Here is a 26,800-nt window from a genome sequence, read left to right on the forward strand (position 1 = left end):
CGCTTCACACGACGCGGTTGCCGGCGGCGAACACCGCCTCCGGCTCCCGCCACGCCTCGACGTCCTCGGTCGGGTCGGCATCGAGGAGGACGAGGTCGGCGCGGTACCCCTCCTCGATGCGGCCGACGTCGTCGAGGCCGAGCAGGTCGGCGGCGTTGACCGTGGCGGCCTCCAGCGCCGCCTCCGGCGAGAGACCGTAGTCGACCATGTACGCCAGCTCCTGCGGAATATCCTCGAAGAAGTTGAACGGCGTGCCCGCGTCGGTCCCCATCGCGATCGGTACGTCGGCGTCGAGCGCGTGGTCCCACGCGTCGACGAAGCGGTCGGCGGCGTCCTCCGCCTTCGCGACGGCGTCCTCGGGGATGCCGGCCTCTATCCCGTTGTCGACGATGCCGCGGAGCGCGCTCGCGGTCGGCACCCAGTAGGTGCCCCGTTCGGCCATCATCTCGGCGGCCTCGCGGTCCATGAACGTCCCGTGCTCGATGCTCGAGATGCCGGCCTCGACCGCGTTCTTGATCCCCTCCTCTCCGTGGGCGTGGGCCGCGGTCGGCGTGTCGGTCGGCGCGGCCGCGTCGGTGAACGCCGCCAGTTCCTCGGGCGTCAGTTCGGGGGCGCCCGTCACCGCGCCCTCGGTGAGGACGCCGCCGGTCGCCATGCACTTGAGCACGTCCGCGCCCGCTTTTAGCTGTTCGCGGGCCGCCTTGCGGACCTCGGCCGGGCCGTCGGCCTCCCGCCCGAACCAGTTGCCGTGGCCGCCGGTCATGATGACGTTGCGGCCGCACGCGAGGACCCGCGCGCCGTCGAACTGCCCGTCGGCGACCGCCTCGCCGGCGTCGAGCGCGAGCGTCCCCCGGCTTCCGAGGTCGCGGACGGTCGTGACGCCGGCTGCGACCGCGGCCTCCAGATTGCTCGCGGTCCGGTAGCTCGCGGTGTAGTCGCTGTCGGAGACTGCGGTCGCCACGTCGGGGCGTCCGTCCATCATCACGTGAACGTGTGCGTCGATCAGGCCGGGTGCGACGAACTGCCCGGCCGCGTCGACCACGGTCGCCTCGTCTCCGTCGGCGAGCGCTGCCACGGCCTCGTCAACCGTTTCCGGATCGCCGACCGCGACGATCGTCCCGTCCGCGACCGCCACGTCCGCCTCGCGAGTTCCCGCCGCGTCGATCACTCGTCCGCCTCTGAGTACGTGCATACGCTTAGAGAGACGGTTCGACGGGTAAGCTCTCGGGTCGCGGTAGTTAAAAACACAAATAAACGGACATTGTTAGTCTCCCACACATATATCCCGATGGCCGGAGACGTTCCGGCATGGCAACTCCTGATAACTCGGATCGGAGCGGGGGACTGTACGAACGGCGCATCGGTACGCCGACTACAGCCGACGAAGTGAACGGCTACTGGCTGTTCGGGTTCGGCGTGTTGCTCGGACTGGCCGGCGTCGTGATGTTCTTCTTCACGGAGTCAGAGACGACGATGCGAGGCATCGCCTACGCGCTGGCCGCGCTGGCGCCGCCGTTCGTCATGCTCGGGGCCGTGATCCGATTCCCGCTGCGACGCACCGGCACGTACTTGGGCTATCTCGGCATCGCAGTGAGCGTCCTCGGCGTGGTGTGGTTCCTGAACATCTTCCCGAACGGCTGGTCCACGACCTCCGGCGATCCGATCGTGATCGCGCTGTACGGCGTCGGACTGCTCTTCATCGGCCTCGCGGGGACGGTCGTCCCGCTGCTCTCCGACCCGGTGTACGAGGACTACGACCGCATGCAGAACGAGGCGGCCGCCGCCACGGCCGCGCGGGACGAGACCAACGCCGAACTTGAGACGGCTCGGGACGAGTTGACGTCGGCGTCGGACGAGTTGGCGGCGACGAAAGATGAGCTGGCAGCGACGGAGGACGAGCTCGCCGCCGCCACGGCCGAGCGCGACGAGGCGAGCGCCGAATTGGAGGCGGCTCGAGCGGAGTTGGCGGCGGCGGAAGACGAGTTGGCGTCGGCGGAAGAGCGCGCGGCTGACCTCGACGCGGCGGCCGCGACCGCGCGCGCCGAGGCCGAGTCGCTGCGCGAGAGCAAGGCGCGGTTCGAGCTGTTCGAGGACGCGAGCGGGAAGCCGCGCTGGCGACTCCGGCACCGTAACGGGAACGTCATCGCGACCTCGGGACAGGGGTACAGCAGCCGCGGAAAGGCCCAACAGGGACTCCACAGCGTCCGGCGAAACGCGCGCGGCGCCGGGCTGCTCCGAATCGAGGCGGCGGCGGCAGAGGCCGCGGCCGTCGCTGCGGACGACGGGCCGGAGCCCGACGACGCCGACGAACCGGAGGTGGCGGTACCGACGGACGACGCGGCGACGAGCGACGCGACGTTCGAACTGTTCGAGGACGCGGCTAATGAGTGGCGCTGGCGGCTCCGCCACCGCAACGGCACCGTCGTCGGCAACTCGGGAGAGGGGTACGCTTCGAAATCGAACGCGAAGCGCGCGCTCGCCCGAGTCCGCGAGGAGGTCGCCGCCGCGGACTACCTCCGAGTCGATCCCGCGGCGTTCGAGATGTTCCGTGACGCGGCGGGCAAGTGGCGCTGGCGGCTCATTCACGAGAACGGTGAGATCCTCGCCGACTCCGGCCAGGGGTACGCCTCGCGCTCGAAGGCCCGGCAGGGACTCGACAGCGTGCGGTCGAACGCGGTCGAGGCCGCCCTCGACGACGGCGACGACGAGGCGGCCGAGGACGCCGCCGGCGCGAACGCGACGTTCGAACTGTACGAAGACAAGGGCGACGAGTACCGCTGGCGGCTCCGCCACCGCAACGGGAACCTCGTCGCCGACTCCGGGGAGGGGTACGCCTCGAAGTCGAACGCGAGAGACGCCATCGAGCGCGTTCGCGGCTACGCCCCGGACGCAGACGTGCTGGAAGTCGGCACCGCGGCCTTCGAGATATACGAGGACGCCGCCGACGAGTGGCGCTGGCGGCTCCGCCACCGCAACGGGAACGTCATCGCCGCCTCCGGGAAGGGGTACGCCTCTCGATCGAACGCGACAGAGGCCGTCACGAGGGTGAAAGAGACGGCACCGGGCGCTGACGAAGAGACGGCATCGGGCGCCGAGGAAGAACCGACCGAGTAGCGGTCGCGGTCCACCGACGCGCGGCTTTTTTTTGTTCGTCTTTCAGGACGCTGCGAGCAGCTTCAATCGCAGTTCGCGCTCGTCGACCTGATACTTGAACGCCGGGTGGTCATTGATAAGCACGTACGGGACGCGCTCGCCGTACTCCGCGGCGAGCTCGGGGTCCTCGTCGACGTCGACCATCTCGAGATCGATCGCCACGTCGAGGTCAGCGGCGGTCTCCTCGATGGTCGTCCGGGCGGCGTCACAGAGGGTGCAGTTCTCACGCGTGTACACCGTAACAGGGACCGCCGCCGTCGCGTCCGACTCGCTCATGGTTGCCGTTCGGTCGGCTGCGACGAGTCGCTTTCGGTCGGCGACGAAAAGAGGTACCGCCGACTGCGGTCCCGATCAGAACACGCCGGGGCCGTCCTCTGTCTGCCGCCGCCCGGTGATGAGGCTCGGGGTGCCACCCGTCTGGATGATGTTGAACGCGGTCATCAGGTCCGAGCGGGAGAGGAGGCCGACGAGCCGTTCCTGGCGGTCGACGACCGGCAGCCGGCCGACGCCGTGTTCCTGCATCGTCTGGAGCGCGGTCATCGCGTCGGTCTCCGGGCCGACAGCGACGACGTTCGTCGCCATCACGTCGGCGACGCGGTAGGCGTCCCGCTCGACCTCGCGGACCGACTGGGCGTCCGCCAGGGTCACCATCCCGACGAGTTCGCCGCCCTGAAGTACGGGGTAGCCCGTGTGCCGCTCCTCGAACATCCGGTCCATCAGCTCCGCGACCGAGGTGTCCGCGGTGACGGTGTGCAGATCTTCCTGTCGGGTCATCACGTCCCCCACGGTCACGTCCGCGAAGGCGGCCTTCAGGGTCGTCTGCTGGGCCTCGCCGGAGGCGGCCATGTAGATGAAGAAGGCGAGCACGATCAGCAGCAGCTGGAAGTTTAACAGCCCGATGAGCCCCATGATGAACGCGAACGCCTTCCCGACCGCGGCGGCGCGCTGGGTCGCCTGCGCGTGCGGCTGGTTCCGGGCCAAGAGCGCGCGGAGGACGCGCCCCCCGTCCATCGGGAACGCCGGGAGCATGTTGAACCCGGCGAGCACCACGTTCAACAGCGCGAGGTAGCTGAACACGAAGAGGACGGCGTCGGACCCGACCGGCGCCACGGCGAACACGACGTAACAGACCACGCCGACCCCGACGCTGACGACCGGGCCAGCGATCGCGATCCAGAACTCGTGTTTCCAGTCCTCTGGGAACTCGGTGAAGCTCGCGAGCCCGCCGAGCAGCCACAGCGTGATCGACTCGATCTCGTAGCCGTACCGCATGGCGACGATCGAGTGGCCGAACTCGTGGAGGAGGACCCCGAGAAACAGCCCGAGCGCCGCCGCCAGTCCGAGCGCCCACGGAGTGAGCCCCCCGGCGAGCGCGGCCGGGTCGATCCCGGCGCCCAGCGCCTGGTTCATCACCTCGGCGATCATCCCCACCTGCGACCCGATGAGATAGGCGAAAAGCGGCAATACGATCAAGAATGTCCAGTTGAGCCTGACCGGGATCCCGAGCACGGTCCCGATTTTGAGTCCTCGCATGCGCTTCGATAGGTTGGGTGGGTGGTTAAACGTCCGGTCGGCGACGGAAGCGCACGACGACGCACCGGTCGGGACCGACTCGGCTCGAGCGGGAGGACGCGCTCCCGCGTCCCTCCGCCGCCGTTTATAAGCGGCTCGCCGTCGATCGGGCGGTATGGACGAGACAACTACCGACGAGCCGGCGGACGCGGTACTGAAGCGCAGCGACGAGGTCGACTACGAGCCGGTCGATGCCGCCGACGGACTCCGGAAGGGCGTGCTCCTCGACGAGTCGGACGGCGCTCCGAACTTTGCGATGCGTCGGTTCGAACTCGCGCCCGGCGCCGCGGTCCCGCGTCACACGAACGCCGTCGAACACGAGCAGTACGTGCTCGCCGGCGAGTACGTGGTGGGGATCGGCGAGACGGAACACGCGGTCTCCGCCGGCGACGCCCTCCTCATCCCGGCGGGCGTCGAGCACTGGTACCGGAACGAGAGCGACGAGCCGGGTGCGTTCATCTGTGCGGTGCCGAACGGCGACGACACGATCGAACTCGCCGAGTAGGGGCTGCCGGTCACCCTAATCCGGTCATTCACTCGCGGTCAGCTGGCCACGGTCATCCGGCCACGGTCAGCCGGCCGCAGTCACTCGATCGTTCCCACTCGGTCGGCGACGTAGCCGAACTGGTCGCGGTAGCCGTACGGCGACAGCAACACGGGATAAAAGGGCTCGTCGGCGCGGAGCGGTTCGCCGTCGGCGGCCGCGAACCGGTCGCCGGCGTCGACGCGCTCGAAGTTGTGCGCGAACACCTCGTACTCCTCGGCCTCCGGCTTCGGGATGCGGTCGCGGAGCCGGAACACCTCGACGTCGTCCCGCCCGCCGGCGTCGACCACGTCGTCGGCGCCCGGCGCCGGGAGCGCGCCCGTCGCGGTCAGGAACGCCCGCGTCAGCCAGTAGGCGTTGTCGGCGGCGCCGTCGGTGCCCTGCAGGCCGGCCTCGACCTCCAGCGTGTGCGGGTGCTCGATGAGCCGTCCCTCGGTGAACTCGTCGGTCTGGATGACGAACTCGACCGGCAGGTACGGCGCGACCGCGCGGGCGACCTCGTCGACTGAGTCGATCACCGCGAACGGCTCGGCGAACGACTGCGTCGAGTGGATCGCGAGCGTGGTACACCCCTCGACCGCCGCCAGCAGTTCGGCGGCGAGTCGTTCCTCGTGGGCGTCCGCGTCGGGGTCACCGGGAAACGCCCGATTGAGGTCGGTCTCCAGGTAGCGCTCCCCGGCGTCGAGCGCCGCCTCGTTAGCGACGATCAGCCGCACCGGGCGCTCGACATCGGGGTCGCTGTCGAGGAGGCGCCGGACCGCGCGGGCGCCGCAGGGCTCGTCGCCGTGAATCGCGCCGACGACCGCGACTTGAGGCTCTCCATCCCCCAGTTCGTACACGTCCATACCAGTGCGATGCGTCCGGGCGATAAGTCGCGTTCGGATCGCCGCTGCGCTGTCGAACGCCCGGCTCAGTGGGTCTCGTCGATCCGCTCGACGTACTCGTAATCCGCCGGGTACGCTGCCGTCCGAGCGCCGTCGAGGCTGATCTGCCAGCCGTCGACCGCGGCGGGGTCGTCGATCGCGGTCCGGAGCGTCGCCCGTACCTCCGCGACGTCGACGCCGTAGAAATCCTCGGGAACGCCGCGGAGGTACGTCAACGCGGTCTCGAACAACGACCGCATCCCGTCGTCGTTCTCGAAGTCGACGTGCTTGTACGCGCCCGCGGCGACCTGCACCATCCCGTGAAGATAGGCGCTCTCGGTGGTGCCGCTCCCGTAGTTGTACCACTCGTCCTCGAAGCAGTCGTGCGACTCGTGGTACGCGCCGGCGTTGAACAGCCTGACGCCGTGCTCGGTCGCCCGGCGGAGCGTGGCGTGCTCCCAGTAGCCGCCGGCGAGTCGGGCGTCGCCGCCGTCCGCGTCGCCGGCAGTCGAGCCAGTTCCATCGCCAGCCACGTGCCACCCGGTCGGATTTCCGAGCGGCGGCGCGACGCCGGGGTCCCGGGTGTGCTCGTCCATGCGAAGTCGTCTCGACGCCAGCGACCTAACCGTTTCGCGGCACGCGCCCCGGATCGCTCGGCAGTGGCGCCCGTATCGAATGCTTCTTTCCACGACCGGCCGTCGGGTCGGCCAATGGAACTCGGGCTCCTCTTCGCGCTCGGCGCCGCGGTCGTCTGGGGCGTGTACGTCTTCATCCTCAAGCGTTCCTTCTCCGGCTATCCGCCGGCCGGGCTCACGGTGCTCATCAACGCCGCGGCCATCGTGTGGTTCCTGCCGGTGACGGTCGCGACGACCGACACCGAGGGAGTCGGACTCGCTGGCGCGGCCCTCGTGGCCGACCCGCTCGGCACGCCGGCGCGGATCGCACGATCGCTGGCCGCGGTCGACCCGGCGTCCGTCGCCGTCGTCGCCGGGACCTCGGCGGCCACCGCGGCCGCGTTCGTGCTCTTCCTCCGAGCGATCGCGGACGGCGACGTCTCCTACGTGACGCCGATCAACAAGGTGGTCCCGATGTTCGTGCTCCCGCTCGAGGTGCTGCTGCTCGGCGAAGTGCTCGCGCCGATACAAGTGGCCGGGGTCGTCGTCGCCACCACGGCGGTGTACGTCGCGAACTACGAGCCGGGCAGCCTGCTCGCGCCGCTGGTCGAGGCGGTCCACTCCCGGCCCGCCCAACTCGCTCTGGTGAGCGCGGCGTGTTACGCGGTCTCCGACCTCGGGAAGCGCGTCGCCCTCCAGGAGCTCGCGATCCCTGGCACGCTCTGGGTACCGTTGCTCCTCGTCGGCGTCGGCCTCATCCTGCTCCCCGCTGCGATACGGAACCCGCCCGCCGTGACCCGCCGCGACGCGCCGAAGTTCCTCGCGGCCGGCGCGCTCGTCGCGTTCGGCGAGCATCTGACCACCGTTGCGTTCGCGTCGCTGCCGGCGAGCATCGCCTCGCCCGTCATCAACATGCAGGCCATCGTCGCCGTCTTACTCGGCGGGATCGTCCTCGGGGAGCGATACTTCCGCATCCGACTCGTCGCCGCCCTCCTCGCCGTCGTCGGCGTGTCGATGATCGCGCTGTGAGCGGCCGCGACGGGGGCTCTACCTTGCCGCCACCCGGGAAACACTTGAAGGGGGGGCCCGTGCCCGAGGTATGGAAAGCGCGCCGAAGCCGACCGACCACGCGGAGTCGATCGTGAACGCGCTCGGCGACGGCGCGTACGTGCTCGACGTCGATCGCAACCGCGTCTTCGTCAATGACCGGCTTCGGGAGGTGACGGAGTTCGGCGAGGACGTGCTTCACGGGACACACCCGGAGCGCGTGGTCGCGGAGGGCTACTGGAGCGCCGAGATGGGCGATCGCTACCGTGCCGGCGTCGAGCGCGTTCTCGCGGGCGAGACTGACGACGAGCGAATTCAGCTCACGACCACCCTCGGCGACGGCAGCGACGTGACCACGGAGACGCGGCTGACGCCGATAGAGCGCGACGGGACCATCGTCGGTGCGGTCGGCGTCATTCGAGACGTCACCGACCGAGTCGAACGCGAACGCGACTTGGAGCGACTCAACGACCGTCTCGAACGCCTCGCGGGCTTCCTCTCGCACGACCTCCGCAACCCGCTGTCGGTCGCGCAGGGCTACCTTCGGCTGGTCCGCGAGACAGGCGACACGGACCGACTGGAGCCGGCCGAGGAGGCGCTCTCGCGGATCGAGGCGCTGATCGACGACGCCCTCGTGATGGCCCGGGAGCCAGAGGCCATCGAAATCGACGCCGAGCCGGTCGACCTCGGCGACCTCGCGACCGACTGCTGGGCGTCCGGGGACTTCGGGGAGCCGCCGGCCGGTGCCGACCTCGTCGTCGACGAACCCGGACCGGTCCGCGCCGACCGTGACCTCCTCAGGCGGGCGATCGGGAACCTCCTCGGAAACGCTTTCGACCACGCCGGCGAGGCGCCGACGATCCACGTGGGCGTCGGCGACCGCGGGGTGTACGTCGCCGACGACGGTCCGGGGGTCCCCGTCGACGACCGCGATGCCGTGACCGAGTTCGGCGTTTCGAACGACGGCGGAACGGGGATTGGTCTCGCCATCGTCGAGTGCGTCACGGCCGCACACGACTGGATCGTCGACCTCGACGAGTCGCCCTCGGGCGGGTTCGAGGTGACCTTGGTCGGCGCCGAGCGAGCGACGTAGGTCGCGTTCGACGCGGAAACCGGTGGTTTAAATCTCCGCGAGGGTCTCGGTTCGAGTGCGTGCGAGGGTAGCCAAGCCCGGAAACGGCGGCGGACTCAAGATCCGCTCCTGTAGAGGTCCGTGGGTTCAAATCCCTCCCCTCGCATGAGCGCGTCCACAACGCGCGAATGCACACAGGGGGGAGGATTTGAATCAGGGAGCGCCTTTGGCGCGACCGTGGTTCAAATCCCTCCCCTCGCATCGTCGGGGTCCACCCCCGTGATGCGGAAGACGCTCTCGGAGCGCTCTTCCCTCGCAAAACTTCACTCGAAACCCGACGAGCGACGGCTCGGTACTTACGGAGCCGGCTTCGTTACCCCTCGCTACCAACCGCGACCGACTGGCCTACCGGCTTACCACGTTACGTTTCGGGCGAGCACGAACACCAGCTGACCGACGGGCCACGATCGTTAGAACGAGACTGTAGATTCATCGTCTGCCACGGTTCCGAGCGTCGCGCTGCCCCGGTCGTCGTAGTATTTGCGTCCGATGAACGTCTCGTCGAGGTTGCCGATGATTGCGGTGTACAGCGCGTCCGACGTCAGGTAACTCTCTTCTTCGACGAGATCTAAAATCTCTTTGACAGTCACCGAATCGCCGGACGGAGACGTTATTTCGACAGTACCGATCTGTTCGATTACGGTTGCGTGTGCCACTGGGAAGTCGAACGACTGGTCGACGATCTGCTCTGTATCTGAATATTCCATATTTATTGTTCGGGAACCGCGGTCTCGGTCTCTCGTTACCCGGTAGGCGGCGAACGCGAATCAACCCCACTCGTTTTCACGTGATACAGATTTTTGATTATTCGTGTCACACTTCTCGAGGGACGTCTCCTGAACAACTGCAGTCGCCGTGCGCCCGTGAGCGGCCGCTGACAGTCGCGTATACGTATCACAGCCGCTCCGCCAGCGCAATCCCGGCGAAGGCGACGACGACCGCGACGGCCGCGACGACCGCGGGAGGGATCGGGGACCAGTTCATCTGGCGGTCCGATGCGGCCGCCCGGCAGGAGTGCTTTTCGCTCCGGGACTGGCTCCGGGCCGCCGTCCGACCGCCGCGGCAGCGCTCGATCGCCGAGGCATCGCTCGACCACCGCGTCGCCCGGGACCTCGACCGCCGTGGCTTTTTACCCTCACCCGCGAATCAGGCCCTATGACCGAACGAACGCGTCGCGATTGGCTCCGCGTCGCCGGCGGCGTCGGCGTCGCGGGACTCGCGGGCTGTAGCTCGCTCGGCGGCGACCTAACGGGCGACGACGACGACGACACCGGCTCCGACTTCGAGGGCGTCGACCTCCCGCTGAACCTCGCCGACCGGCCGCAGTCGTCCGAGGGCCTCACCTCGCAGTTCCGGCAGGGGCTCCGGAACCACGGCCACATCGACGCGACGATTCCGGAGGCCGTCGACGTGGCGTGGGCCGTGCCGACGAACCGCGGCGACCACACGGCCTCGAAGGGAAGCCCGATGCTGGCGCCGTCGGGCGCCATCCTCGTCGCCGACGACACGGGTCGCGTTCAGTCGATTGCGACCGACGGGACGGTGAACTGGTCGACCTCCATCTCCGACGACGACCGCGGGAGTCACGGCACCCCCGCGATCGCCGACGGCTCGGCGTACGTCGGGACCTACGACGGCGTCGTCTCCGCGGTGTCGGTCGAGAGCGGCGAGATCCTGTGGCAGACCGACGTCGGCGACGCCGCCGCCGCCAGCCCGACCTACCACGAGGGGCGGCTGTACGTCGCCGTCGAGTACGCGACGCCGAGCGGGACCGTCGTCGTGATGGACGCCGAGACCGGCGACGTGGAGTGGCGCGACGACCGGCCGACCGACCACCCGCACTCGACGGTCGCCGTCGACCTGGAGCGCGACCGCTTCCTGTTCGGCTCGAACGACGGCCACGTCTACGCGTGGTCACTCTCGAATCTCGAACGCGCGTGGGCGTACGACACCGGCGGCGACGTGAAGGCGCCGATCGCCGTCAGCCGCGGGATCGCGGTGGTCCCCTCGTGGGCCGGCACCGTTACCGCCGTCGACGTGGAAGACGGCACCGGCCTCTGGGAGTTCGAGACCAATCCGGACGTGTCACCGACGGCCGACCCGAACCCGATGCGGACGGGCGGGGTCATGTGCGCGCCGGCCGTCCACGACGGAACGGTGTACGTTGGGAGCCACAACAGCAACGCCTACGCCATCGACCTCGCGACCGGCGAGGAGGAGTGGTCGACCGCCACCGGCGGGCTGATAACGGGGAGCGCGACCGCGACGAACGAGCACGTCCTCGTCGGCTCGTACGACGCGAATCTCTACGCGCTCGACCGTTCGGACGGCTCGGTAACGTGGACGGTCGAGGGGAAGGGCGACGTCACCAGCGCGCCGCTCGTCACCGACGACGCGATTTACTACGCCGAACGCGCGCCGGAAGACGCCGACGAGGCCGGGATGTGCTACAAACTCGTCGCTTCGGAGTAACTCGACCGACGCCGGATCGGCCGACGCCGGGCGAGCGAACAGCGCGTCTCGAGATCCGGCGCGGCCGGTTCCGTCCGGGGAACACCACGAACGTCCACCCGAAACGGAGGGTCCGAAACGGTTTTGCCGGCCCCTGACGGACGGTCGATATGCCAACGGATCCCGACACTGGGTACGACTCGTCGCTGGGTCGGAAGTTCGTCTTCGTCACCGGCGGCGTCATGTCCGGGCTGGGGAAGGGGATCACCGCCGCCAGCACCGGACGACTCCTCGCGAACGCGGGCTTCGACGTCACCGCGGTGAAGGTGGACCCCTATCTCAACGTCGACGCCGGAACGATGAACCCGTACGAACACGGCGAGGTGTACGTCCTGAAGGACGGAGGCGAGGTCGACCTCGACTTGGGTAACTACGAGCGCTTCCTCGGCACCGACATGACGTTCGACCACAACGTCACCACGGGGAAGACGTACCAGCACGTCATCGAGCGCGAGCGCGCCGGCGACTACCTCGGGAAGACCGTCCAGATCATCCCGCACGTCACCGACGACATCAAGCGACGCATCCGGGAGGCCGCCGAGGGGAGCGACGTCTGTCTCATCGAGATCGGCGGCACGGTCGGCGACATCGAGTCGATGCCGTTCTTGGAGGCGCTCAGGCAGTTCGCTCACGAGGAGGACGACGAGGACATCCTCTTCACGCACGTCACGCTCGTTCCGTACTCGAAGAACGGCGAGCAGAAGACGAAGCCCACCCAGCACTCGGTGAAGGAACTGCGGTCCATCGGGCTCCAGCCGGACATCCTCGTTGGCCGCTCCGAGGACCGGCTCGATCCCGAGACGAAGGAGAAGATCGCCCTGTTCTGTGACGTGCCGACGGACGCCGTTTTCTCGAACCCCGACGTCAAGGACATCTACCACGTCCCGCTGATGGTCGAAGACGAGGGGTTAGACGAGTACGTGATGGAGCGGCTCGGGCTCGTCGACGAGGCGCTCCCGAAGGCGGAGCGCTCGACGGAGTGGCGCGAGCTGGTCACCCGCGACCGCGACCGAGAGATCGACGTGGCCCTCGTCGGCAAGTACGCCCTCGAAGACGCCTACATGTCGATTCACGAGGCGCTGAAACACGCCGGGATCCAGACCGAGACCGAGGTGAACGTGCTGTGGGTCGACGCCGACGAGACCACCGAGCGCCACGAAGAGCGACTCGCGTCGGCCGACGCGATCGTCGTCCCCGGCGGGTTCGGCTCCCGCGGGACGGACGGGAAGATCGAGGCGGTCCGGTACGCCCGCGAGAACGACGTCCCCTTCCTCGGGCTGTGTCTGGGCTTCCAAATGGCCGTCGTCGAACACGCTCGGAACATCCTCGGGCTTGAAGGCGCGCACTCCGCGGAGATCGACCCCGACACCCCGTACCCCGTTATCGACCTGCTCCCCGACCAGTACGAGACGGAAGACATGGGCGGGACGATGCGGCTCGGCGCCCACAAGACCGACATCGAGCCCGGCACGCTCGCGGCGCGGGTGTACAACGCCGACGCCTGCACCGAGCGCCACCGTCACCGCTACGAGGTGAACCCCGAGTACATCGAGGAGTTGGAGGCCGACGGACTGACCTTCTCCGGGAAGGCCGACAACCGGATGGAGATCCTCGAACGCGAGGACCACCCGTTCTTCTTCGGCACGCAGGCGCACCCCGAGTTCCGCTCGCGCCCGGACCGGGCGAGCCCGCCGTTCGTCTCCCTCGTGGAGGCGGCGCTGGGATCGACGGACACAACCGAGCGGAACGCGGACGTGAGGCTATAGATGGTCGATACGGAGGCATTCATCGACGAGGCGATAGCGGAGATACGGGAGGCGATCGGCGACGCGAACGCCGTGATCGCCCTCTCCGGCGGGGTCGACTCTTCGGTCGCGGCGACGCTCGCCTACGAGGCGGTCGGCGATCAGCTCACGCCCGTCTACGTCGACACCGGGCTGATGCGGAAGGGCGAGACCGACGAGATCAGAGAGACCTTCGACTTCATGGAGTCGCTGCGAGTGATCGAGGCGCAGGACCGCTTCTTCGACCGCCTCGAGGGCGTCACCGATCCCGAGGAGAAGCGCCACGTCATCGGCGAGGGGTTCATCGAGGAGTTCGAGACCGTCGCCCGCGACGTCGACGCCGACTTCCTCGTGCAGGGAACGATCTACCCCGACCGCATCGAATCGGAGGGGAACATCAAGTCGCATCACAACGTCGGCGGGCTGCCCGATATCGTCGACTTCGAGGGGATCGTCGAGCCCGTGCGCGACCTGTACAAGGACGAGGTCCGCGAGGTCGCCCGCGAGCTCGGCCTCGAAGACATCATCTCCGAGCGCATGCCGTTCCCCGGTCCCGGCCTCGCCGTCCGGATCGTCGGCGAGGTGACCCCGGAGAAGGCTGACGTCGCCCGCGAGGCCACCCACGTCGTCGAGGAGGAGCTCGAGGAGTACGACCCGTGGCAGGCGTTCGCCGCGGTCCTCGGAAAGGCGACCGGCGTGAAAGGCGACAACCGCGTCCACGGCTGGGTCGTCGCCGTTCGCTCGGTCGAGAGCCGCGACGGAATGACTGCGCGCGCCCAGGAGCTCGACTGGAGCACGCTCCAGCGGATCCAGAGCCGGATCACCGGCGAGAACGAGCGCGTCGCCCGCGTCGTCTACGACGTGACCCACAAACCGCCCGCGACGATCGAGTACGAGTGATGGCGGGAACGCCCGCCCGCCCGGACGGCGGCTCCGCAGAGGGTTCGATCGCCGTCGTCGCCGGCCCCGACGAGCACGGTCTCGGGGAAGAGCTCGCCGCGCTCGGCGTCGAGATCCGTCGGATCGACGGGCTCGTCACCGCCGACGCACTCTCCGACGCCGGGATCGAGGAGGCCGACTACTTCGTCCTCACCGACGTCGAGGAGGCGACCGGCATCCCGATCGCCAAGGAGCGACACCCGTCCGTTCTCGTCGTGACGTACGCCGATCGATCGCTGCCGGCGTTCGTCGCGAGCGTCGCTGACCTCGCGATCGACCCGGCCCTGATGAGCGCCGCGACCGTCGCCGAGGAACTGGTCGACGGCGCCGCCGATCGCGCGGCGTAGTCGGGCCACCAGTCAACACGCCGATCCAGATGCCGGATATTTATAAGATATCAGAGTAGTCTCTGAGAGATACCATTCTTTGAGGTCGAAATAATGGGTGTCCCCTATTGTTTCGCCAAAAACGTGCTTTGAGGGCCGTAGAAACCCAACAAAGGCGAGATTCGGAATCACGACGACTTCCCGTCGGAGTCGCTGGATGTAATGTACCAAAAACCCATTTAAACCGCGCCAAGCGGGCGGTATCGTACACATTGCCGTTTGGAATCCCGTCTGTCGACGTTTGGTATCTTAAAATGACGGTTCTCCCGTTTTATCTGTGTATTGAAACGTTCACGCTCCGCGCGACGGCCGCCGCGGTTCCGCGAGCAGTAGCATTATTTTGGTGTGTTCCGTACCGTGGTGTGTTATGTCACAGCAAGAGATCGAAGAGGAACTGTACGTCGACCAGTACACGCTCGGATTAGTCGGCCCCGATCAGGAGTGGGCCGGCACCGTCGCCGACGGCGGGACCGTCACGACGTACACGCCGCCGGGCTGTTGGGGACCGATGGTCACCCCCTCGTTCAGGGGCGGTCACGAGGTGACGAGACCGATCCGCGTCGAGGGCGCCGAGGTCGGCGACGCCGTCGCGATCCGCATCCGCGACATGGAGGTGACAAGCATGGCGACGAGCACGGGTTCGATGGCCGAACGCGAGGGGGCGTTCCGCGACGACCCGTTCGTCGACCACCGCTGTCCGGAGTGCGGGACGACGTGGCCCGATTCTTACGTCGAGGGCACCGGCGAGGACGCGATCCGCTGTGCCGAGTGCGGCGCCAACGCCTCCTCGTTCGGCTTCGAGTACGGCTACACCGTCGCTTTCGACCATGAGAACGCGGTCGGCGTCACCCTCGATAAGGAGGGCGCCCACGAACTGGCCACCAACGCGGCCAAGGTGATGGATATCCCCGAGAACTCCCGACAACACCCGATCCTCCTGTACGAGCCGGACGGGATGCCCGGCACGCTCGGTCGCCTCCGGCCCTTTATCGGGAACATCGGGACGACGCCGTCGGTCACGATGCCCGACTCGCACAACGCGGGCGACTTCGGCCAGAGCCTCATCGGCGCCGACCACGACTACGGCGTCGAGACCGAGGCGGACCTCGAGAAGCGCACCGACGGCCACATGGACATCCCCGAGGTCCGTCCCGGCGCCACGCTGATCTGCCCCGTCGACGTCGACGGCGCGGGGCTCTACGTCGGCGATCTCCACGCGAACCAGGGGGACGGCGAACTCTCGCTCCACACCACCGACGTGAGCGGCACCGTCACCATGGACGTCGAGGTGATCAAGGGGCTCGAACTCGACGGCCCCGTGCTGCTCCCGAACGAGGAGGACCTCCCCTTCATCAGCGCGCCGTACACCGACGCGGAGCGCGAGGCCGGCCGCGAGCTCGGCGCCGAACACGGCGTCGAGACGGAGACGGAGATGGCGCCGATCCAGGTGGTCGGCTCCGGCGCCACGGTCAACGACGCGACGCAGAACGCCTTCGACCGCGCGACGACGCTCTTGGACATGAGCGAGGGCGAGGTCCGCGGACGCTGCACGTTCACGGGCGGGGTCCAGATCGGGCGACTCCCGGGCGTCGTTCAGCTCGACATGCTGGCGCCGCTCGACATCCTCGAGGAGCGCGGCCTCGACGGGCTGGTCCGCGAGCAGTACGACCTGTAAGACCGCCGGCGGGCGCCGTGGCGTCCGACAGCGCGATCTGCCTCGAACCGCACCTATATGCCGGCGCTCTCGGAATCGTCTGACAAGCAATGATGCGCCACGACGTCGCCATCGTCGGTGGCGGCTGCGTCGGGCTGTCGGTCGCCAAGCACCTCGCCGAGCGCACCGAACTCGACATCGCCGTCCTGGAGAAAGAACACCACCTCGCGTCCCACCAGAGCGGCCGGAACTCCGGCGTGCTTCACCCGGGATTCAACTACCCGCCCGACTCGAAGAAGGCGCGCTTCGCCACCGAGGGCACCGCTCGCATGAAGGCGTACTGCGAGGAGCACGACATTCCGTGCGAGGAGCTTGGCGTGCTGGTCGTCGCGACGGACGACGCGGAGGAAGCCCGGCTCGACGAGCTTGCCGAGCAGGCCGAAGCCAACGGCGTCGCCTACGAGCTGCTGGACTCACGCGAGGCGATCCGTGAGCACGAGCCGCACGCGGAGGGACAGGCCGCGCTCTACGCCCCGGAGGCCGCCTCCGTCGACTCGGAGCAGTACGTCTACGCGCTCGCTCGCGAGGTCCGGAAGTTGGGTGGCACTATCTACACGGGGTACGAAGTCTCGCACCTCGAGGAGGCGGCCGAGGGGTATCGGCTCGACACGAGCAACGGGCGGTTCGAGGTCTCGGCGCTGGTCAACGCCGCGGGGCTTCACGCGGACACGCTGGCTCACCAGGTCGGCGTCGGCGAGGAGTACCAGGTGGTGCCGTTTCGCGGCGAGTACTACGAGGTGCGGCCCGAGCGCGCCCACCTCTGCCAGACGATGATCTACCCGACGCCCGACCCTGAGCTTCCCTTCCTCGGCGTCCACTACACCCGCCGCAGCGACGGGAAGGTTATCGTCGGGCCGAACGCGGTCCTCGCGTTCGGGCGCGAGGCGTATGACAACACCGACGTGAACCCTCGAGAGCTGTTGGAGACGCTGACCTACGGCGGGTTCCGACGACTGCTCGCGTCGCCGCTGATGCTCTCGGTCGCGTGGGCGGAGCTGAACAAGTCCTACCGGAAGGAGAAGTTCGCTGCGGCCTCACAGAAACTGGTGCCCGAGGTCCGTGCCGAGGACCTCCAGAAGAGCTACGCGGGCATCCGCGCCCAGCTCGTGAGCGACGACGGCGAGCTGGTGAAGGACCCGCTGTTCGTCGAGCGTGAGGACGCCGTCCACGTCCTCAACGCCGTCTCTCCCGGACTGACCTCTTCGCTGCCGTTCGGCGAGCACATCGCGAAGCGGCTCGCGGCGAAGGTGACCGTTTAAGTCCCGACCCGCCGACGGTTCGACCACCACTCGCGGGGCGGCACCGACGGAGCCCGTGCTCCGGCGTGGTGCGCCCCCGTTCCAATTATGACCCTATCGACTCCTGGCGGCCGCGACCGAGCCGCCACCGACGGTCGAACCGCTCCACATGACCGCGTCGCTGTCTCGGGCCGAGGCACGCGATGAGCCGCGCCCCCGACCGTCGACCGGTCGAGACGCGACTCCACGGCGACGTGCCGATCGTCGACGCGGCGTCGGCCGCGGCCGCGATCGAGTCCGACGCAACGATGCTCACGAGCGGCTTCGGCAGCGTCGGCTACCCGAAGGAGATCCCGCTCGCGCTGGCGTCCTCCTCGCGCGACCTGTCGCTCACGCTCGTCTCCAGCGGAAAGGTCGGCGACGAGATCGACGTCGACCTCGTCGGCTCCGGACAGGTCGACCGCCGCTTCTCGTACCAGTCCTCGCGAGTCGCGAGAGAGAAGACCGACACCCGAGAGATCGCCTTCAGCGACCGCAACGCGTCCTCGATCGGCGACGAGGTCCAGTACGGCGGGCTCGTCGACCCCGACGTCTGCGTCGTCGAAGCGGTCGCCGTCGGCGAGGACTGGTTCATCCCCTCGACGTCGCTCGGGCAGGTGCCCGCCTTCGTCGAGGCCGCCGACACGCTGTACGTCGAGCTGAACCGGCACCAGCCGCTCGAACTGCAGGCGCTCCACGACATCTATCGCCCGGACGCGCCGCCGAACCGCGAGCCAATTCCGCTCTCGTCGCCCGGCGAGCGCATCGGCACCACACACGTCGGCTTCGACCCCGAGAAGCTCGCTGGCGTCGTCGAGACGGACCGCTCCGACTCTACGTACTCCTTCCGGGACCCGACCGACGACGACCTCGAAATCGCCGCCAACCTCGGCTCGTTCCTCCGCGAGGAGCTTGAGCGCTCCTCCGTCTTCGACGACGCGGTCCACCTCCAGTTCGGCGTCGGCTCGCTCGGCAACGCCCTGATGGGCGAGCTCCAGTCGCTTGAGTTCGGCGACCGCGAGGTGCACTACTTCGGCGAACTCATTCAGGACGGCCTCTTCGACATGCTGGACGCCGGTGGGTTGGCCTCCGCGAGCGCGACGTCGCTCGCGCTCACCGACGAGGGACAGGAGCGCCTCTTCGCCGACGTCGAGCGGTACGCCGAGGACGTGGTGCTCCGACCGGCCGACGTGTCGAACCACCCGGGGCTCATCAATCAGTTCGGCGTCATCGGCGTGAACAGCGCCATCGAATTCGACATCTACGGCAACGCTAACTCCACGCACGTTCGTGGCGAACGGATGATAAACGGGATTGGCGGCTCGGCCGACTTCAACCGCAACTCGCTGATCACGGTGTGTGCGCTCCCCTCGACGCTGAACGACGGCGCCGTCTCGCGGGTCGTCCCGCAGGTGTTCCACGTGGATCACACCGAACACGACATCGACGTGTTCGTCACCGAACAGGGCGTCGCCGACGTGCGAGGGTTGTCGCCGGTCGAACGCGCCGACCTGATCGTCGAGCGCTGTGCTCACCCCGACTTCGCGCCGGAACTCCGATCGTACCTCGACGACGTCAGCGAACGGGAGTACCACATCCCGCAGGACGTGGAGCGCGCCGCTGACTGGTTCAACTGAGCGACCGTCCCGCGACCGTCGCCTCTTTTAAAAATAAAGCCGGATCGGATACCGACTACGGCCTCACAGCAGTTCGAGGTAGAGGAGCAGCCACCAGCCGTAGCCGGCGAAAAGCGCGAGCGCGGTGAGCAGCTCGAAGACCCCGACGTACGTCTCGCCGTGCGTCCGGCGGAACGCCTGCACCTTCTCGACCTGGTTCCACAGCGGCATCAGCGGCTCGGGGATGAGCTCACCGAGGCCGCCGGCCTGCTGCATCGACTTCTCCGCGACCGCCTCGGGAGAGTCGTCGTCGCTCATTGGCTCACCCCACTGCCGAACGGCAGCTTGAGACCGCGGACCATCACCTTCTCGGCCACGAAGATGGCCGCGAACACGGCGATGCCAGCGATCTTCGCGCTGTCGTTCGGGAACGTCATGATGAGGACGCCGAGCGTCGCCATCGCGGCCCGCGTGATGACCTTTCGCCCGGGGCGCATCTTGAACGGGTAGTTGAGCCCGTAGATGATCGTCACCGCGCCGAGCATCACGAGCAGCCCGATGTACAGCGTACCGACGCCGGGATCCATCGAGATCAGGCCGGGGTTGTAGACGAACGCGACCGGCAGGACGAACAGCGGCGCGGCGATCCGGATCGCCGCCCCGCAGGTCCGCCAGAAGTTCGCCTCAGCTATCCCCGCGGCTATCACCGCGGCGGTCGCCACCGGTGGCGTGATCCCCGCGAGGATGGCCGCGTAGAACATCGTGTAGTGCGCCGTGATGGGCTCGACGCCGAAGTCGGAGACGAACGTCGGCACGATGAGGATTGCCACGATGACGTACGCGGCGACCGTCGGCATGCCGACGCCCATCAGGATGGCGACTGCCATCCCGAGCAGTACGGCGAACAGCAGCACACCGCCCGAGATGTTGATGAGCAGCAGCGCGATCTTCGCCGGGATACCGGTCGTGCTGAAGAGGTTCACGACGCCGCTAATGACGACCAAGATGATCGCGATGGGCGCCAGGATGATGGCGCCGCGGCGGATCCCGTGAACGGTGTTTTTCACCTGTATGACGGTCTCCTCGACCGGACTCGTCCCGCTGTTGTCGACGATTCGCTGAAGCGGGGGCATGAGCGTCCCGGTGACCATCATCGCGACCACCGTGTACAGCGCGGAGGTCATCACCGTGTACTGGACGACCCCGAGCAGGTAGATGAGCAGCGCGAACGGCACGCCGAATCGGATCGCCTCGAACACCTTCTGCTCGGTCGAGAGGTGCTCGTCGAAGAACTCGGAGAACTCCATGTCCTGACTGCTCGAGTCCGAGATAGCGAGGTAGTGGACTGCGATGGAGATGGAGACGACCAGGATGGCGGCCGGCACGAGGCCGGCGACGACGATGTCGAGGTACGGGACCCCGAGGTACGACGCCATCACGAACGCGGACGCGCCCATCACGGGCGGGAGCACCTGGCCGGAAGTGGAGGCGACCGCCTCGATGCCGGCCGCGCGGTGGCCGGACATCCCGGCCTCCTGCATCGTCGGGATGGTGAACGAGCCCGTCATCGCCGCGTTCGCGGTGTACGAACCGTTGATGGAGCCGATGACCGCCGAAGAGAGCACGGCGGTCTGGGCGATGCCCGACTCGATGTACTTCGCCGCCACGATGGCGACGCGTAAGATGAGGTCGAACGCGCCGTACGCGAACAGCAAGCCGGCGTACAGCAGGAACGGCGCGATCCACGAGGCCGTGATCTGCGTGAGGCTCCCGTAGAAGCCGTACAGGTCTGTGACCGTCGCCTGCAGGAGCGTCGCCTGATTCATCCCAGCGTGACCCAGCACGCCGGGGACGACGTTCCCGTACATCGCGTACGCGAAGACGCCGGCGACGAGCCCGAGGAACACGTTCCCGAACTCACGCCACGTGAGGTACATCAGCGAGATGACCACGAGGCGCGCCAGCATGTACTCGTGGTCGAGCGCGTACCCCTGTCGTTGGAGGTACACGTCTTCGAAGTTGATCGCGAAGAACGCCGACGCGGTCATCAGTGCCAGCGACGATGCGATCAACACGGCGCCGTCGATCCAGTCGCCTTTGGCGATCGCGAGTCGCGTCTCGTTGAGCGCGTAGACGGTCAGGATGCCGCCCACGAACGCGGTGGCGAACTGCACCTGCGAGATGGCCTGCGTCCAGGCCCAGTAGAGCACGCCGGCCCAGAACACCAGCGCCGCTGCGGTGACCGTGACGTCGAGCCCGCGAAGCAGTCCGGAGTCGGGTTCCGCCGAGGCCGTCTCCGTGCTCATTGGCGCCAGCGTACGTCGAGTGCTGTGTTCGTCCGTCCGGGCGTGTTTGTTGGTGTCATTGTTGGCATCTAGAGTATCGATTAGGTAGTCCGTGATTTTAAATTATTGATCGGTACGCCCCGAAAAGCGGGGAGGAAAGCCTGTTTACCGGTCGATCAGGCGCTGTCGCCTTCGGTCAGGTTGTCGTCCCACGCGTCGTTGTCCTTGTAGTACTGCACGGCGCCGCGGTGGACCGGGATGTTCGCCCGAGCCGACCCGAGCATGTCCTCGGTGGACTCGAAGTCGTTGAACTGCGCTTCGCCCTCGTTGACCGTATCGTTGTGCTCGTCGACGACGCGGCACAGCTCGTAGACGGCGTCCGGGTTCGCCTCGGGGTTGAACGTGTAGTTAACCTCGAGGTTCCAGTGGAACACTTCGTCGGTGCCGATGTCGGCGTCCGCGATGGGCCAGTCGGCGTAGCTCGTGGTGCCAGTCCCGGCGCCCGAGTACGACTCGGCGGACTCGATGAGCGCGTCCGTCGGCTCGACGTAGTGGATGTCGATACGGGAGGCAATTTCCTGAACGAATCCGGTGTATCGCACGCCGGGCGTCCCGTACGCGATGCAGGCGTCGATGTTGCCTTCCTCCATCGCACCGGGCGCGGAGTCGACGCCCATGTTCTGGATGTTCATCTGCTCGTAGATGTCTGCCGTCGGCTCCTGCGACCAGACGTCGAGGGTCGTCGCGCGCGTCGAGTAGCCCGGCTCGGCGGGGTAGACGTTCTTGCCGGCGAGGTCGTCGAAGGTCTCGATGTCCGTGCCATCGCGGGCGATGATGTAGATGCTGTACGGGAACGCGTAGAAGCCGTACTGCGGGATGCGTTCGACGCCCTGTTCCTCGAACGCGCCGGTGCCGTTGATCGCCTTCGACAGCGAGTTGTTGTCCGTGATGCCGGCGTTGAACTGGTTGTTCGCCATCCGGCGGATCGTTCCCACGTACCCCGGGCTCTCGATCGTCGAGTAGCTCAGGGTGTCGCTCTCCTGACTCACCGCACGCTCGACGGCGAGACCAACGTCCTGCGTCCCGCCCGCCGAGGTCCCGACGCGCAGCGAGAGTTCTTGGCTGCCGCCGTCGGAGCCGTCCGATCCGTCGGAACCGTCGGAGCCATCGGAGCCGTCGGAGCCGTCCGATCCGTCGGAACCGTCGGAGCCGTCCCCGCCGTCTCCGCCCGAACAGCCTGCGAGTCCGGTGATGCCTACTGCGCCGGTTCCGTACAGAAACTTACGTCGATTGATCGAGTCTTCCGCCATGTTCAATGAGGTACAATCCCCCGATGATTAACAATGTATCTGTTTGTTCCGGTTTAAACGGTTAGAAAATACCCCTCGTGATACCTGGCGAACAGTTATAAACACGAGGCAGGTGTCGCCTCACTCGTCGAGGATCACCGTCACGGGCCGCCCGGCGCCGAGCAGCACCGACTGCGTCGTACTCCCGAACAGCATCTTGCCGGTCGGGCTCCGGCGGCGCCCGCTCATGGTGATGTTGTCGACGTCAAGCTCCGCGGCGACCTCGACGATGGTGTCGGCGGGGTCACCGTGCTCGCGCCGCCTGGACGTCGAGACGCCGGCCTCCGTCAACCGGTCCTCCACGGCATCGACGCTCTCGGGGTAGTTCTCCTCGTTCCACACGTCCTCGGAGTCGACTCGACCCCCCTCGCCGCTGACCTCGAACCCCTCGTACACGTTGAGTATCACCGTCTCGACCTCCTCGTCGGCGTTTGGAAGCGATGCGACGGCGTCCGCCGCGGCTAGTACGTGATCGACGTCCCCACCGACGGGGAGCAGTACGCGGTACATATCGGCACCTAACCGAACAGCGGGTAATAAAGATGTCTGCCGGCGTCCGCGATCGGTTCGCCGGCTCGCAGACTCGAAACGCCGGAACGCGGGCCCTCTTACCGCGTCACCGGCGCGTCGACGGTTCCGATCGACTCGACGACCGCCCGCACGTCGTCGCCGGGGTCGATCGGCGCCGCGCCGGGTGTCCCGGTGCTGAACAGGTCGCCGGGCTCCAGCGTCATCACGTCGGAGTGGAACGAGACGATTTCGGCCGGCGGGAACAGCATGTTCCGGATCTCGTTTTCGGCCCGCACCTCACCGTTGACCTCGGTCCGCACCGAGAGCCCCTCGAGGTCGAGCGGCTCCTCCGGGACCGCGAGCGCGGCGCCGGGCACGAGGAACGTGTCGTAGCTCTTCGCCCGCGTGAGGAAGCGCGGATTCCGCTGGAGGACGTCCTCGGCGGTCATGTCGATCACGGGCAGGTAGCCCGCCACCACGTCGTCGACCTCGCCTTCGTCGACGTTCCGGCAGGTCCGGCCCATCACGACGGCCAGTTCGGCCTCGGCGGTCACTCGCTCGCTCTGTGACGTCGGCGGCAGGCGGATCGGACCGTCCGGTCCGGTCAGGACCGACGGCGGCTTCATGAAGCTCGCCGGCTCCTCGGGGCGCTGCTCGTCGAGGTCGCCGGCGTGCTCCTCGTAGTTCAGCCCGATCCCCCACAGCTTCCCGAACGACTCCAGGGGCGCGCCGAACGAGATGTCCTCTGCCGGGACGGGGTCGGCCGTCGCGTCTCCGACGTCGCCGAGCGTCCCCGCGGCCGCTCGGGGGAGCGCGTCGCGGACGGTCTCCAGGTCCGACTCGACGGCGCCGAGAGGGACGTACCCGTTCTCGTCGCCGAGGAGAGGGGCGCCGGTGGCCGTGCGTGCGAGGTATTTCATCGCGAGATCGCTCCGTTCATCTCATTCCTCCCGGTCGGTCCAGAAGTCGAAGGAGCGCCCGGGTGCGAACACGTCGAGCCCGACCGCGAGCTCGTCGCCGGTGTTCTCGACGCGGTGGGCCTCGTTGGACTCCAGGAGCACGGAGTCGTTCTTCTGGAGCGTGACCGAGTCGTCCTCGGTCGCGACCGTGAGCTCGCCCTCTAAGCAGAGACACACCTGCTCGTTCTCGTGGTCGTGCATCGGCGAGCTGTGTCCCGGCGGCTTCTCGAACCATTCGAAGGAGAACTGGTCGCTGCCCGCCATCGACACGCGCCGCCACCCCTTGTCGGGCTCGTACGTCTCCGCCTCGTCGAACGGGACCGGTTTCATAGGTTCGCTCCGGTGGAGCCCCCGTCGATCGGCAGTGCGGTACCGTTGATGTAGCCGGAGTTCGGCGACGAGAGGAACGCGACGGTGTTACCGAGCTCCATCGGGTCGCCGATGCGTCCGAGCGGGTTCCCCGCCCAGTCGTCGAGCCCTTCGTCGTAGGAGTCGTAGTCGCCGCGCTCGACGGCGGCCTCGACGAGGTCCCGGATCCGGCTGGTCTCGTGGGGGCCGGGCAGGACGGCGTTGGCGCGCACCTCCGGCGCGAACTCCTTCGAGAGCGTCTTCTCCAGCCCGATGACGCTCATTCGAACGGAGTTCGACAGCACGAGGCTGTCGATGGCCTCCTTCACGCTCCGGGAGGTGATGTTGACGATGGTGCCGCCGTCGCCCTCCTTGAGGTGCGGGTACGACTCCCGCGCCAGCCGGACGACGCTCATCACGAGCAGATCGTAGGCGTGCTGCCAGTCCTCGTCGTCGGTGTCGAGGAAGGCGCCCGAGGGCGGGCCGCCCGCGCTGGTGACGAGGTGGTCGATAGTGCCGAACTCGTCGACGGTCTTCTCTACGAGCGCCGTGATCTCGTCCGCGTCGGTCAGGTCGGCGGGCTGCGCAACGACCTCGCCCGTCGCGACCGCCTCGACCTCCTCTTTCGCGGCCGCCAGTCGCTCCTCGTCGCGACCGTTGATCACGACGTCGACGCCCTCTCGGGCCAACGCCTTCGCCGATGCCTTACCGAGTCCGCTGGACGACGCCGTGACGAGGGCCGCGTTCCCGTCGATCTGTAGGTCCATGTCTTATATATCCCCAGTGCGGCGTGAAAACGTTTCCCTAGAGGCAAGGGGACGACTTCGCCTCACGCGTCCGGGTCGTCGTCGGACGAGGCCTCGACATCCGTTGTCCCGTCCTCGAATCCCGCGGTCCCGTCTTCGAACCCCACCGTCTCATACTCCACCACCGTCGCCGCGTCGGGGAGGTCGTCGACCACGGCGTCGGAGACGCGGAACTCCCCGAGGTCCTGCGTGTTCTGGATCCAGACGATACGGACCGTCTCGGGGTCGTACCCGCCCAGCGCCGCCAACGCGGTCCGGAGCGCGAACTCGTCGTCCGGCGCCACCACAGGGAGCTTCGATTTCGAGAGCGACCCGCTAGTGAGCGCGTTCGCGTACGTCTTCTTCAGGTCCAGTTGGTCGATGGCCGCCTGCCGGGTAAGATCCGCGAGCCCGATCCCGTTGCCGTTCCCCTTCGTCGCCTCGGTGAGCCCGCGGACGTAAATGAGGTCGATGTCGGGCGTCTCTGGGTCGGGCGCGTTGAGGACGCGGTAGCGACCGATGACGTTCGTGTCCATCCCGGCGCCCGATATCTCCTTGCCGATCTCGTCGACGACGAGGAGATCGACGTCGTCCACCGGGAGCGTCGGCATCTCGTCGTAGGCGCGCTCCAACAGCTCCGGCTCGCGGTCGAGGAACGACCCCGCGGGGACGGCCTCCAGATGACCGATCTCCTCCTCGAAGTTCTCGACGAGGGCGATTCCGCCCAGTAGCGGCGTTTCGCGCTCGATGACGTCGAGTGCGGCCGTCAGCGTCTCGACGTACCCCTCCGCGATCGCCGTCGAGTGAAAGGACTTCGCGCCGCGCTGCTTGCCGAGCCCAACGACGGCCATCTTCGCGAGCCCGCTCTCGATCGGGCCCGAGAAGTTGGTGTGCGCCTTCACGCGGTTTATGACGAGCACGGCGTCGGCCTCCAGCGCCGCCTCCGAGAAGTACACACTGAGGTCGGCGTCACCCACCGAGACCGTCGCCAGTTCCGTGGCTGCCATGCGTGCGTCGATCGGCGCGCCGACCGCCGCTTCGGTGACGCCGAGCGCCGTCAACACCTCCCGCTGTCCCGCCGCGGTCGCGCCGCCGTGGCTGCCCATCGCGGGGACGACCACGGGGTCGAACCCGCGCTCGGCGACCTCGTCGACGACCGCCGCCGCGACCTCGTCGATCCGATCGATCCCGCGGCTGCCGACCCCGACGGCCACCGTCGCGCCTGCGGGGAGGCCGTCGAGGTCGAGCGCGTCCAACTCCTCTCGCGCCGCGCCAACGGGGTCGTCGAGACGCTCGGTCAGGGGCTCGTATCGGACCCGCGCGAACGTCGGAAGCGGCTGCGGGTCGATGAGCCCGTCCACGTCGGATCGGTCGGGGAACTCCATGTCGGCATCCTCGCGACCCCCGTACAA

At 67.7% G+C, this 26,800-nt stretch carries 25 protein-coding genes and 1 tRNA gene; 12 read left to right on the top strand and 14 right to left on the bottom strand.

Annotated elements, in window-relative coordinates; all coding sequences use genetic code 11:
- Positions 1 to 4: 4 nt before the first annotated feature.
- On the bottom strand, positions 5 to 1,192 hold the full coding sequence (locus ACNS84_RS05920) for a metal-dependent hydrolase family protein (protein WP_435073924.1): 1,188 nt from the start codon (positions 1,190 to 1,192) through the stop codon (positions 5 to 7).
- 116 nt (positions 1,193 to 1,308) lie between these two features.
- Between ACNS84_RS05920 and ACNS84_RS05925 the strand changes: the two genes are divergently transcribed.
- Positions 1,309 to 3,114, top strand: coding sequence for an HVO_2922 family protein (locus ACNS84_RS05925; protein ID WP_435073925.1), 1,806 nt, complete (start codon positions 1,309 to 1,311; stop codon positions 3,112 to 3,114).
- Positions 3,115 to 3,156: 42 nt separating this feature from the next.
- Here the strand turns inward: ACNS84_RS05925 and ACNS84_RS05930 are convergent, their stop codons facing one another.
- Together ACNS84_RS05930 and ACNS84_RS05935 are read right to left on the bottom strand one after the other, a co-directional pair.
- On the bottom strand, positions 3,157 to 3,429 hold the full coding sequence (locus ACNS84_RS05930) for a glutaredoxin family protein (protein WP_435073926.1): 273 nt from the start codon (positions 3,427 to 3,429) through the stop codon (positions 3,157 to 3,159).
- Between the two features lie 75 nt (positions 3,430 to 3,504).
- Complete coding sequence (locus ACNS84_RS05935) at positions 3,505 to 4,686, bottom strand: M50 family metallopeptidase (RefSeq protein ID WP_435073927.1); 1,182 nt, start codon at positions 4,684 to 4,686, stop codon at positions 3,505 to 3,507.
- A gap of 154 nt (positions 4,687 to 4,840) precedes the next feature.
- Between ACNS84_RS05935 and ACNS84_RS05940 the strand changes: the two genes are divergently transcribed.
- On the top strand, positions 4,841 to 5,230 hold the full coding sequence (locus ACNS84_RS05940; RefSeq protein ID WP_435073928.1) for a cupin domain-containing protein: 390 nt from the start codon (positions 4,841 to 4,843) through the stop codon (positions 5,228 to 5,230).
- Between the two features lie 80 nt (positions 5,231 to 5,310).
- On the opposite strand, the gene ACNS84_RS05945 is transcribed toward ACNS84_RS05940, so the two are convergent.
- Entirely contained in the window at positions 5,311 to 6,114 is an 804-nt protein-coding gene (locus tag ACNS84_RS05945) for a M14 family metallopeptidase (protein WP_435073929.1), read from the bottom strand.
- Positions 6,115 to 6,179: 65 nt separating this feature from the next.
- Entirely contained in the window at positions 6,180 to 6,728 is a 549-nt protein-coding gene (locus ACNS84_RS05950) for a DUF309 domain-containing protein (RefSeq protein ID WP_435073930.1), read from the bottom strand.
- Positions 6,729 to 6,842: 114 nt separating this feature from the next.
- Here ACNS84_RS05950 and ACNS84_RS05955 point away from each other — a divergent pair, with 114 nt between their 5' ends.
- The 3 genes from ACNS84_RS05955 to ACNS84_RS05965 all read left to right on the top strand — a co-directional run bounded on the left by ACNS84_RS05955 (position 6,843) and on the right by ACNS84_RS05965 (position 9,031).
- On the top strand, positions 6,843 to 7,775 hold the full coding sequence (locus ACNS84_RS05955; RefSeq protein WP_435073931.1) for an EamA family transporter: 933 nt from the start codon (positions 6,843 to 6,845) through the stop codon (positions 7,773 to 7,775).
- Positions 7,776 to 7,845: 70 nt separating this feature from the next.
- Complete coding sequence (locus ACNS84_RS05960) at positions 7,846 to 8,886, top strand: sensor histidine kinase (protein ID WP_435073932.1); 1,041 nt, start codon at positions 7,846 to 7,848, stop codon at positions 8,884 to 8,886.
- Positions 8,887 to 8,947: 61 nt separating this feature from the next.
- Positions 8,948 to 9,031, top strand: a tRNA-Leu gene (locus ACNS84_RS05965).
- 304 nt (positions 9,032 to 9,335) lie between these two features.
- Here the strand turns inward: ACNS84_RS05965 and ACNS84_RS05970 are convergent.
- Positions 9,336 to 9,632: a DUF5789 family protein gene (locus ACNS84_RS05970; RefSeq protein ID WP_435073933.1), complete on the bottom strand. Its 297-nt coding sequence runs from the start codon at positions 9,630 to 9,632 to the stop codon at positions 9,336 to 9,338.
- A 448-nt stretch (positions 9,633 to 10,080) separates the two neighbouring features.
- Between ACNS84_RS05970 and ACNS84_RS05975 the strand changes: the two genes are divergently transcribed.
- The 7 genes from ACNS84_RS05975 (at position 10,081) to ACNS84_RS06005 (ending at position 19,173) form a co-directional block, all read left to right on the top strand.
- Positions 10,081 to 11,397, top strand: coding sequence for an outer membrane protein assembly factor BamB family protein (locus tag ACNS84_RS05975; protein ID WP_435073934.1), 1,317 nt, complete (start codon positions 10,081 to 10,083; stop codon positions 11,395 to 11,397).
- A 149-nt stretch (positions 11,398 to 11,546) separates the two neighbouring features.
- Positions 11,547 to 13,202 (top strand): CTP synthase, encoded by a 1,656-nt coding sequence (gene pyrG, locus ACNS84_RS05980; protein ID WP_435073935.1) that lies wholly within the window; start codon positions 11,547 to 11,549, stop codon positions 13,200 to 13,202.
- A complete protein-coding gene (gene guaA, locus ACNS84_RS05985) occupies positions 13,203 to 14,120 on the top strand; it encodes a glutamine-hydrolyzing GMP synthase (protein WP_435073937.1) in 918 nt (305 codons plus the stop codon).
- Entirely contained in the window at positions 14,120 to 14,506 is a 387-nt protein-coding gene (locus ACNS84_RS05990; protein ID WP_435073938.1) for a DUF7126 family protein, read from the top strand. The genes guaA and ACNS84_RS05990 overlap by 1 nt, the downstream gene beginning before the upstream one ends.
- 406 nt (positions 14,507 to 14,912) lie before the next feature.
- A complete protein-coding gene (locus tag ACNS84_RS05995; protein ID WP_435073939.1) occupies positions 14,913 to 16,220 on the top strand; it encodes an acetamidase/formamidase family protein in 1,308 nt (435 codons plus the stop codon).
- Positions 16,221 to 16,309: 89 nt separating this feature from the next.
- Positions 16,310 to 17,518: an L-2-hydroxyglutarate dehydrogenase gene (gene lhgO, locus ACNS84_RS06000; protein ID WP_435073940.1), complete on the top strand. Its 1,209-nt coding sequence runs from the start codon at positions 16,310 to 16,312 to the stop codon at positions 17,516 to 17,518.
- A gap of 182 nt (positions 17,519 to 17,700) precedes the next feature.
- A complete protein-coding gene (locus tag ACNS84_RS06005) occupies positions 17,701 to 19,173 on the top strand; it encodes an acetyl-CoA hydrolase/transferase C-terminal domain-containing protein (protein ID WP_435073941.1) in 1,473 nt (490 codons plus the stop codon).
- Positions 19,174 to 19,236: 63 nt separating this feature from the next.
- Here the strand turns inward: ACNS84_RS06005 and ACNS84_RS06010 are convergent, their stop codons facing one another.
- The 8 genes from ACNS84_RS06010 to ACNS84_RS06045 all read right to left on the bottom strand — a co-directional run bounded on the left by ACNS84_RS06010 (position 19,237) and on the right by ACNS84_RS06045 (position 26,773).
- Positions 19,237 to 19,470 (bottom strand): hypothetical protein, encoded by a 234-nt coding sequence (locus ACNS84_RS06010; protein WP_435073942.1) that lies wholly within the window; start codon positions 19,468 to 19,470, stop codon positions 19,237 to 19,239.
- A complete protein-coding gene (locus ACNS84_RS06015; protein WP_435073943.1) occupies positions 19,467 to 21,458 on the bottom strand; it encodes a TRAP transporter permease in 1,992 nt (663 codons plus the stop codon). The genes ACNS84_RS06010 and ACNS84_RS06015 overlap by 4 nt, the downstream gene beginning before the upstream one ends.
- 155 nt (positions 21,459 to 21,613) lie before the next feature.
- Positions 21,614 to 22,747: a TAXI family TRAP transporter solute-binding subunit gene (locus ACNS84_RS06020; RefSeq protein ID WP_435073944.1), complete on the bottom strand. Its 1,134-nt coding sequence runs from the start codon at positions 22,745 to 22,747 to the stop codon at positions 21,614 to 21,616.
- Positions 22,748 to 22,867: 120 nt separating this feature from the next.
- The gene (locus ACNS84_RS06025) at positions 22,868 to 23,296 is read right to left on the bottom strand and encodes a universal stress protein (protein WP_435073945.1); all 429 of its coding nucleotides are present in this window, start codon (positions 23,294 to 23,296) and stop codon (positions 22,868 to 22,870) included.
- Positions 23,297 to 23,394: 98 nt separating this feature from the next.
- A complete protein-coding gene (locus ACNS84_RS06030) occupies positions 23,395 to 24,216 on the bottom strand; it encodes a fumarylacetoacetate hydrolase family protein (protein ID WP_435073946.1) in 822 nt (273 codons plus the stop codon).
- Between the two features lie 21 nt (positions 24,217 to 24,237).
- Positions 24,238 to 24,585: a cupin domain-containing protein gene (locus ACNS84_RS06035; RefSeq protein ID WP_435073947.1), complete on the bottom strand. Its 348-nt coding sequence runs from the start codon at positions 24,583 to 24,585 to the stop codon at positions 24,238 to 24,240.
- The gene (locus ACNS84_RS06040) at positions 24,582 to 25,370 is read right to left on the bottom strand and encodes an SDR family oxidoreductase (protein WP_435073948.1); all 789 of its coding nucleotides are present in this window, start codon (positions 25,368 to 25,370) and stop codon (positions 24,582 to 24,584) included. Before ACNS84_RS06040 ends, ACNS84_RS06035 begins: the two co-directional genes overlap by 4 nt.
- 62 nt (positions 25,371 to 25,432) lie before the next feature.
- Complete coding sequence (locus tag ACNS84_RS06045; protein ID WP_435073949.1) at positions 25,433 to 26,773, bottom strand: nickel pincer cofactor-dependent isomerase, group 22; 1,341 nt, start codon at positions 26,771 to 26,773, stop codon at positions 25,433 to 25,435.
- Between the last annotated feature and the right edge of the window lie 27 nt (positions 26,774 to 26,800).

Source organism: Halorubrum wangae, from assembly GCF_051194135.1.
Classification (GTDB): Archaea; Halobacteriota; Halobacteria; order Halobacteriales; family Haloferacaceae; genus Halorubrum.

Coding starts and splice junctions, on each gene's coding strand:
- ACNS84_RS05920 (WP_435073924.1), bottom strand. CDS start 1,192: ATGCACGTACTCAGAGGCGGACGAGTGATCGACGCGGCGGGAACTCGC.
- ACNS84_RS05925 (WP_435073925.1), top strand. CDS start 1,309: ATGGCAACTCCTGATAACTCGGATCGGAGCGGGGGACTGTACGAACGG.
- ACNS84_RS05930 (WP_435073926.1), bottom strand. CDS start 3,429: ATGAGCGAGTCGGACGCGACGGCGGCGGTCCCTGTTACGGTGTACACG.
- ACNS84_RS05935 (WP_435073927.1), bottom strand. CDS start 4,686: ATGCGAGGACTCAAAATCGGGACCGTGCTCGGGATCCCGGTCAGGCTC.
- ACNS84_RS05940 (WP_435073928.1), top strand. CDS start 4,841: ATGGACGAGACAACTACCGACGAGCCGGCGGACGCGGTACTGAAGCGC.
- ACNS84_RS05945 (WP_435073929.1), bottom strand. CDS start 6,114: ATGGACGTGTACGAACTGGGGGATGGAGAGCCTCAAGTCGCGGTCGTC.
- ACNS84_RS05950 (WP_435073930.1), bottom strand. CDS start 6,728: ATGGACGAGCACACCCGGGACCCCGGCGTCGCGCCGCCGCTCGGAAAT.
- ACNS84_RS05955 (WP_435073931.1), top strand. CDS start 6,843: ATGGAACTCGGGCTCCTCTTCGCGCTCGGCGCCGCGGTCGTCTGGGGC.
- ACNS84_RS05960 (WP_435073932.1), top strand. CDS start 7,846: ATGGAAAGCGCGCCGAAGCCGACCGACCACGCGGAGTCGATCGTGAAC.
- ACNS84_RS05970 (WP_435073933.1), bottom strand. CDS start 9,632: ATGGAATATTCAGATACAGAGCAGATCGTCGACCAGTCGTTCGACTTC.
- ACNS84_RS05975 (WP_435073934.1), top strand. CDS start 10,081: ATGACCGAACGAACGCGTCGCGATTGGCTCCGCGTCGCCGGCGGCGTC.
- pyrG (WP_435073935.1), top strand. CDS start 11,547: ATGCCAACGGATCCCGACACTGGGTACGACTCGTCGCTGGGTCGGAAG.
- guaA (WP_435073937.1), top strand. CDS start 13,203: ATGGTCGATACGGAGGCATTCATCGACGAGGCGATAGCGGAGATACGG.
- ACNS84_RS05990 (WP_435073938.1), top strand. CDS start 14,120: ATGGCGGGAACGCCCGCCCGCCCGGACGGCGGCTCCGCAGAGGGTTCG.
- ACNS84_RS05995 (WP_435073939.1), top strand. CDS start 14,913: ATGTCACAGCAAGAGATCGAAGAGGAACTGTACGTCGACCAGTACACG.
- lhgO (WP_435073940.1), top strand. CDS start 16,310: ATGATGCGCCACGACGTCGCCATCGTCGGTGGCGGCTGCGTCGGGCTG.
- ACNS84_RS06005 (WP_435073941.1), top strand. CDS start 17,701: ATGAGCCGCGCCCCCGACCGTCGACCGGTCGAGACGCGACTCCACGGC.
- ACNS84_RS06010 (WP_435073942.1), bottom strand. CDS start 19,470: ATGAGCGACGACGACTCTCCCGAGGCGGTCGCGGAGAAGTCGATGCAG.
- ACNS84_RS06015 (WP_435073943.1), bottom strand. CDS start 21,458: ATGAGCACGGAGACGGCCTCGGCGGAACCCGACTCCGGACTGCTTCGC.
- ACNS84_RS06020 (WP_435073944.1), bottom strand. CDS start 22,747: ATGGCGGAAGACTCGATCAATCGACGTAAGTTTCTGTACGGAACCGGC.
- ACNS84_RS06025 (WP_435073945.1), bottom strand. CDS start 23,296: ATGTACCGCGTACTGCTCCCCGTCGGTGGGGACGTCGATCACGTACTA.
- ACNS84_RS06030 (WP_435073946.1), bottom strand. CDS start 24,216: ATGAAATACCTCGCACGCACGGCCACCGGCGCCCCTCTCCTCGGCGAC.
- ACNS84_RS06035 (WP_435073947.1), bottom strand. CDS start 24,585: ATGAAACCGGTCCCGTTCGACGAGGCGGAGACGTACGAGCCCGACAAG.
- ACNS84_RS06040 (WP_435073948.1), bottom strand. CDS start 25,370: ATGGACCTACAGATCGACGGGAACGCGGCCCTCGTCACGGCGTCGTCC.
- ACNS84_RS06045 (WP_435073949.1), bottom strand. CDS start 26,773: ATGGAGTTCCCCGACCGATCCGACGTGGACGGGCTCATCGACCCGCAG.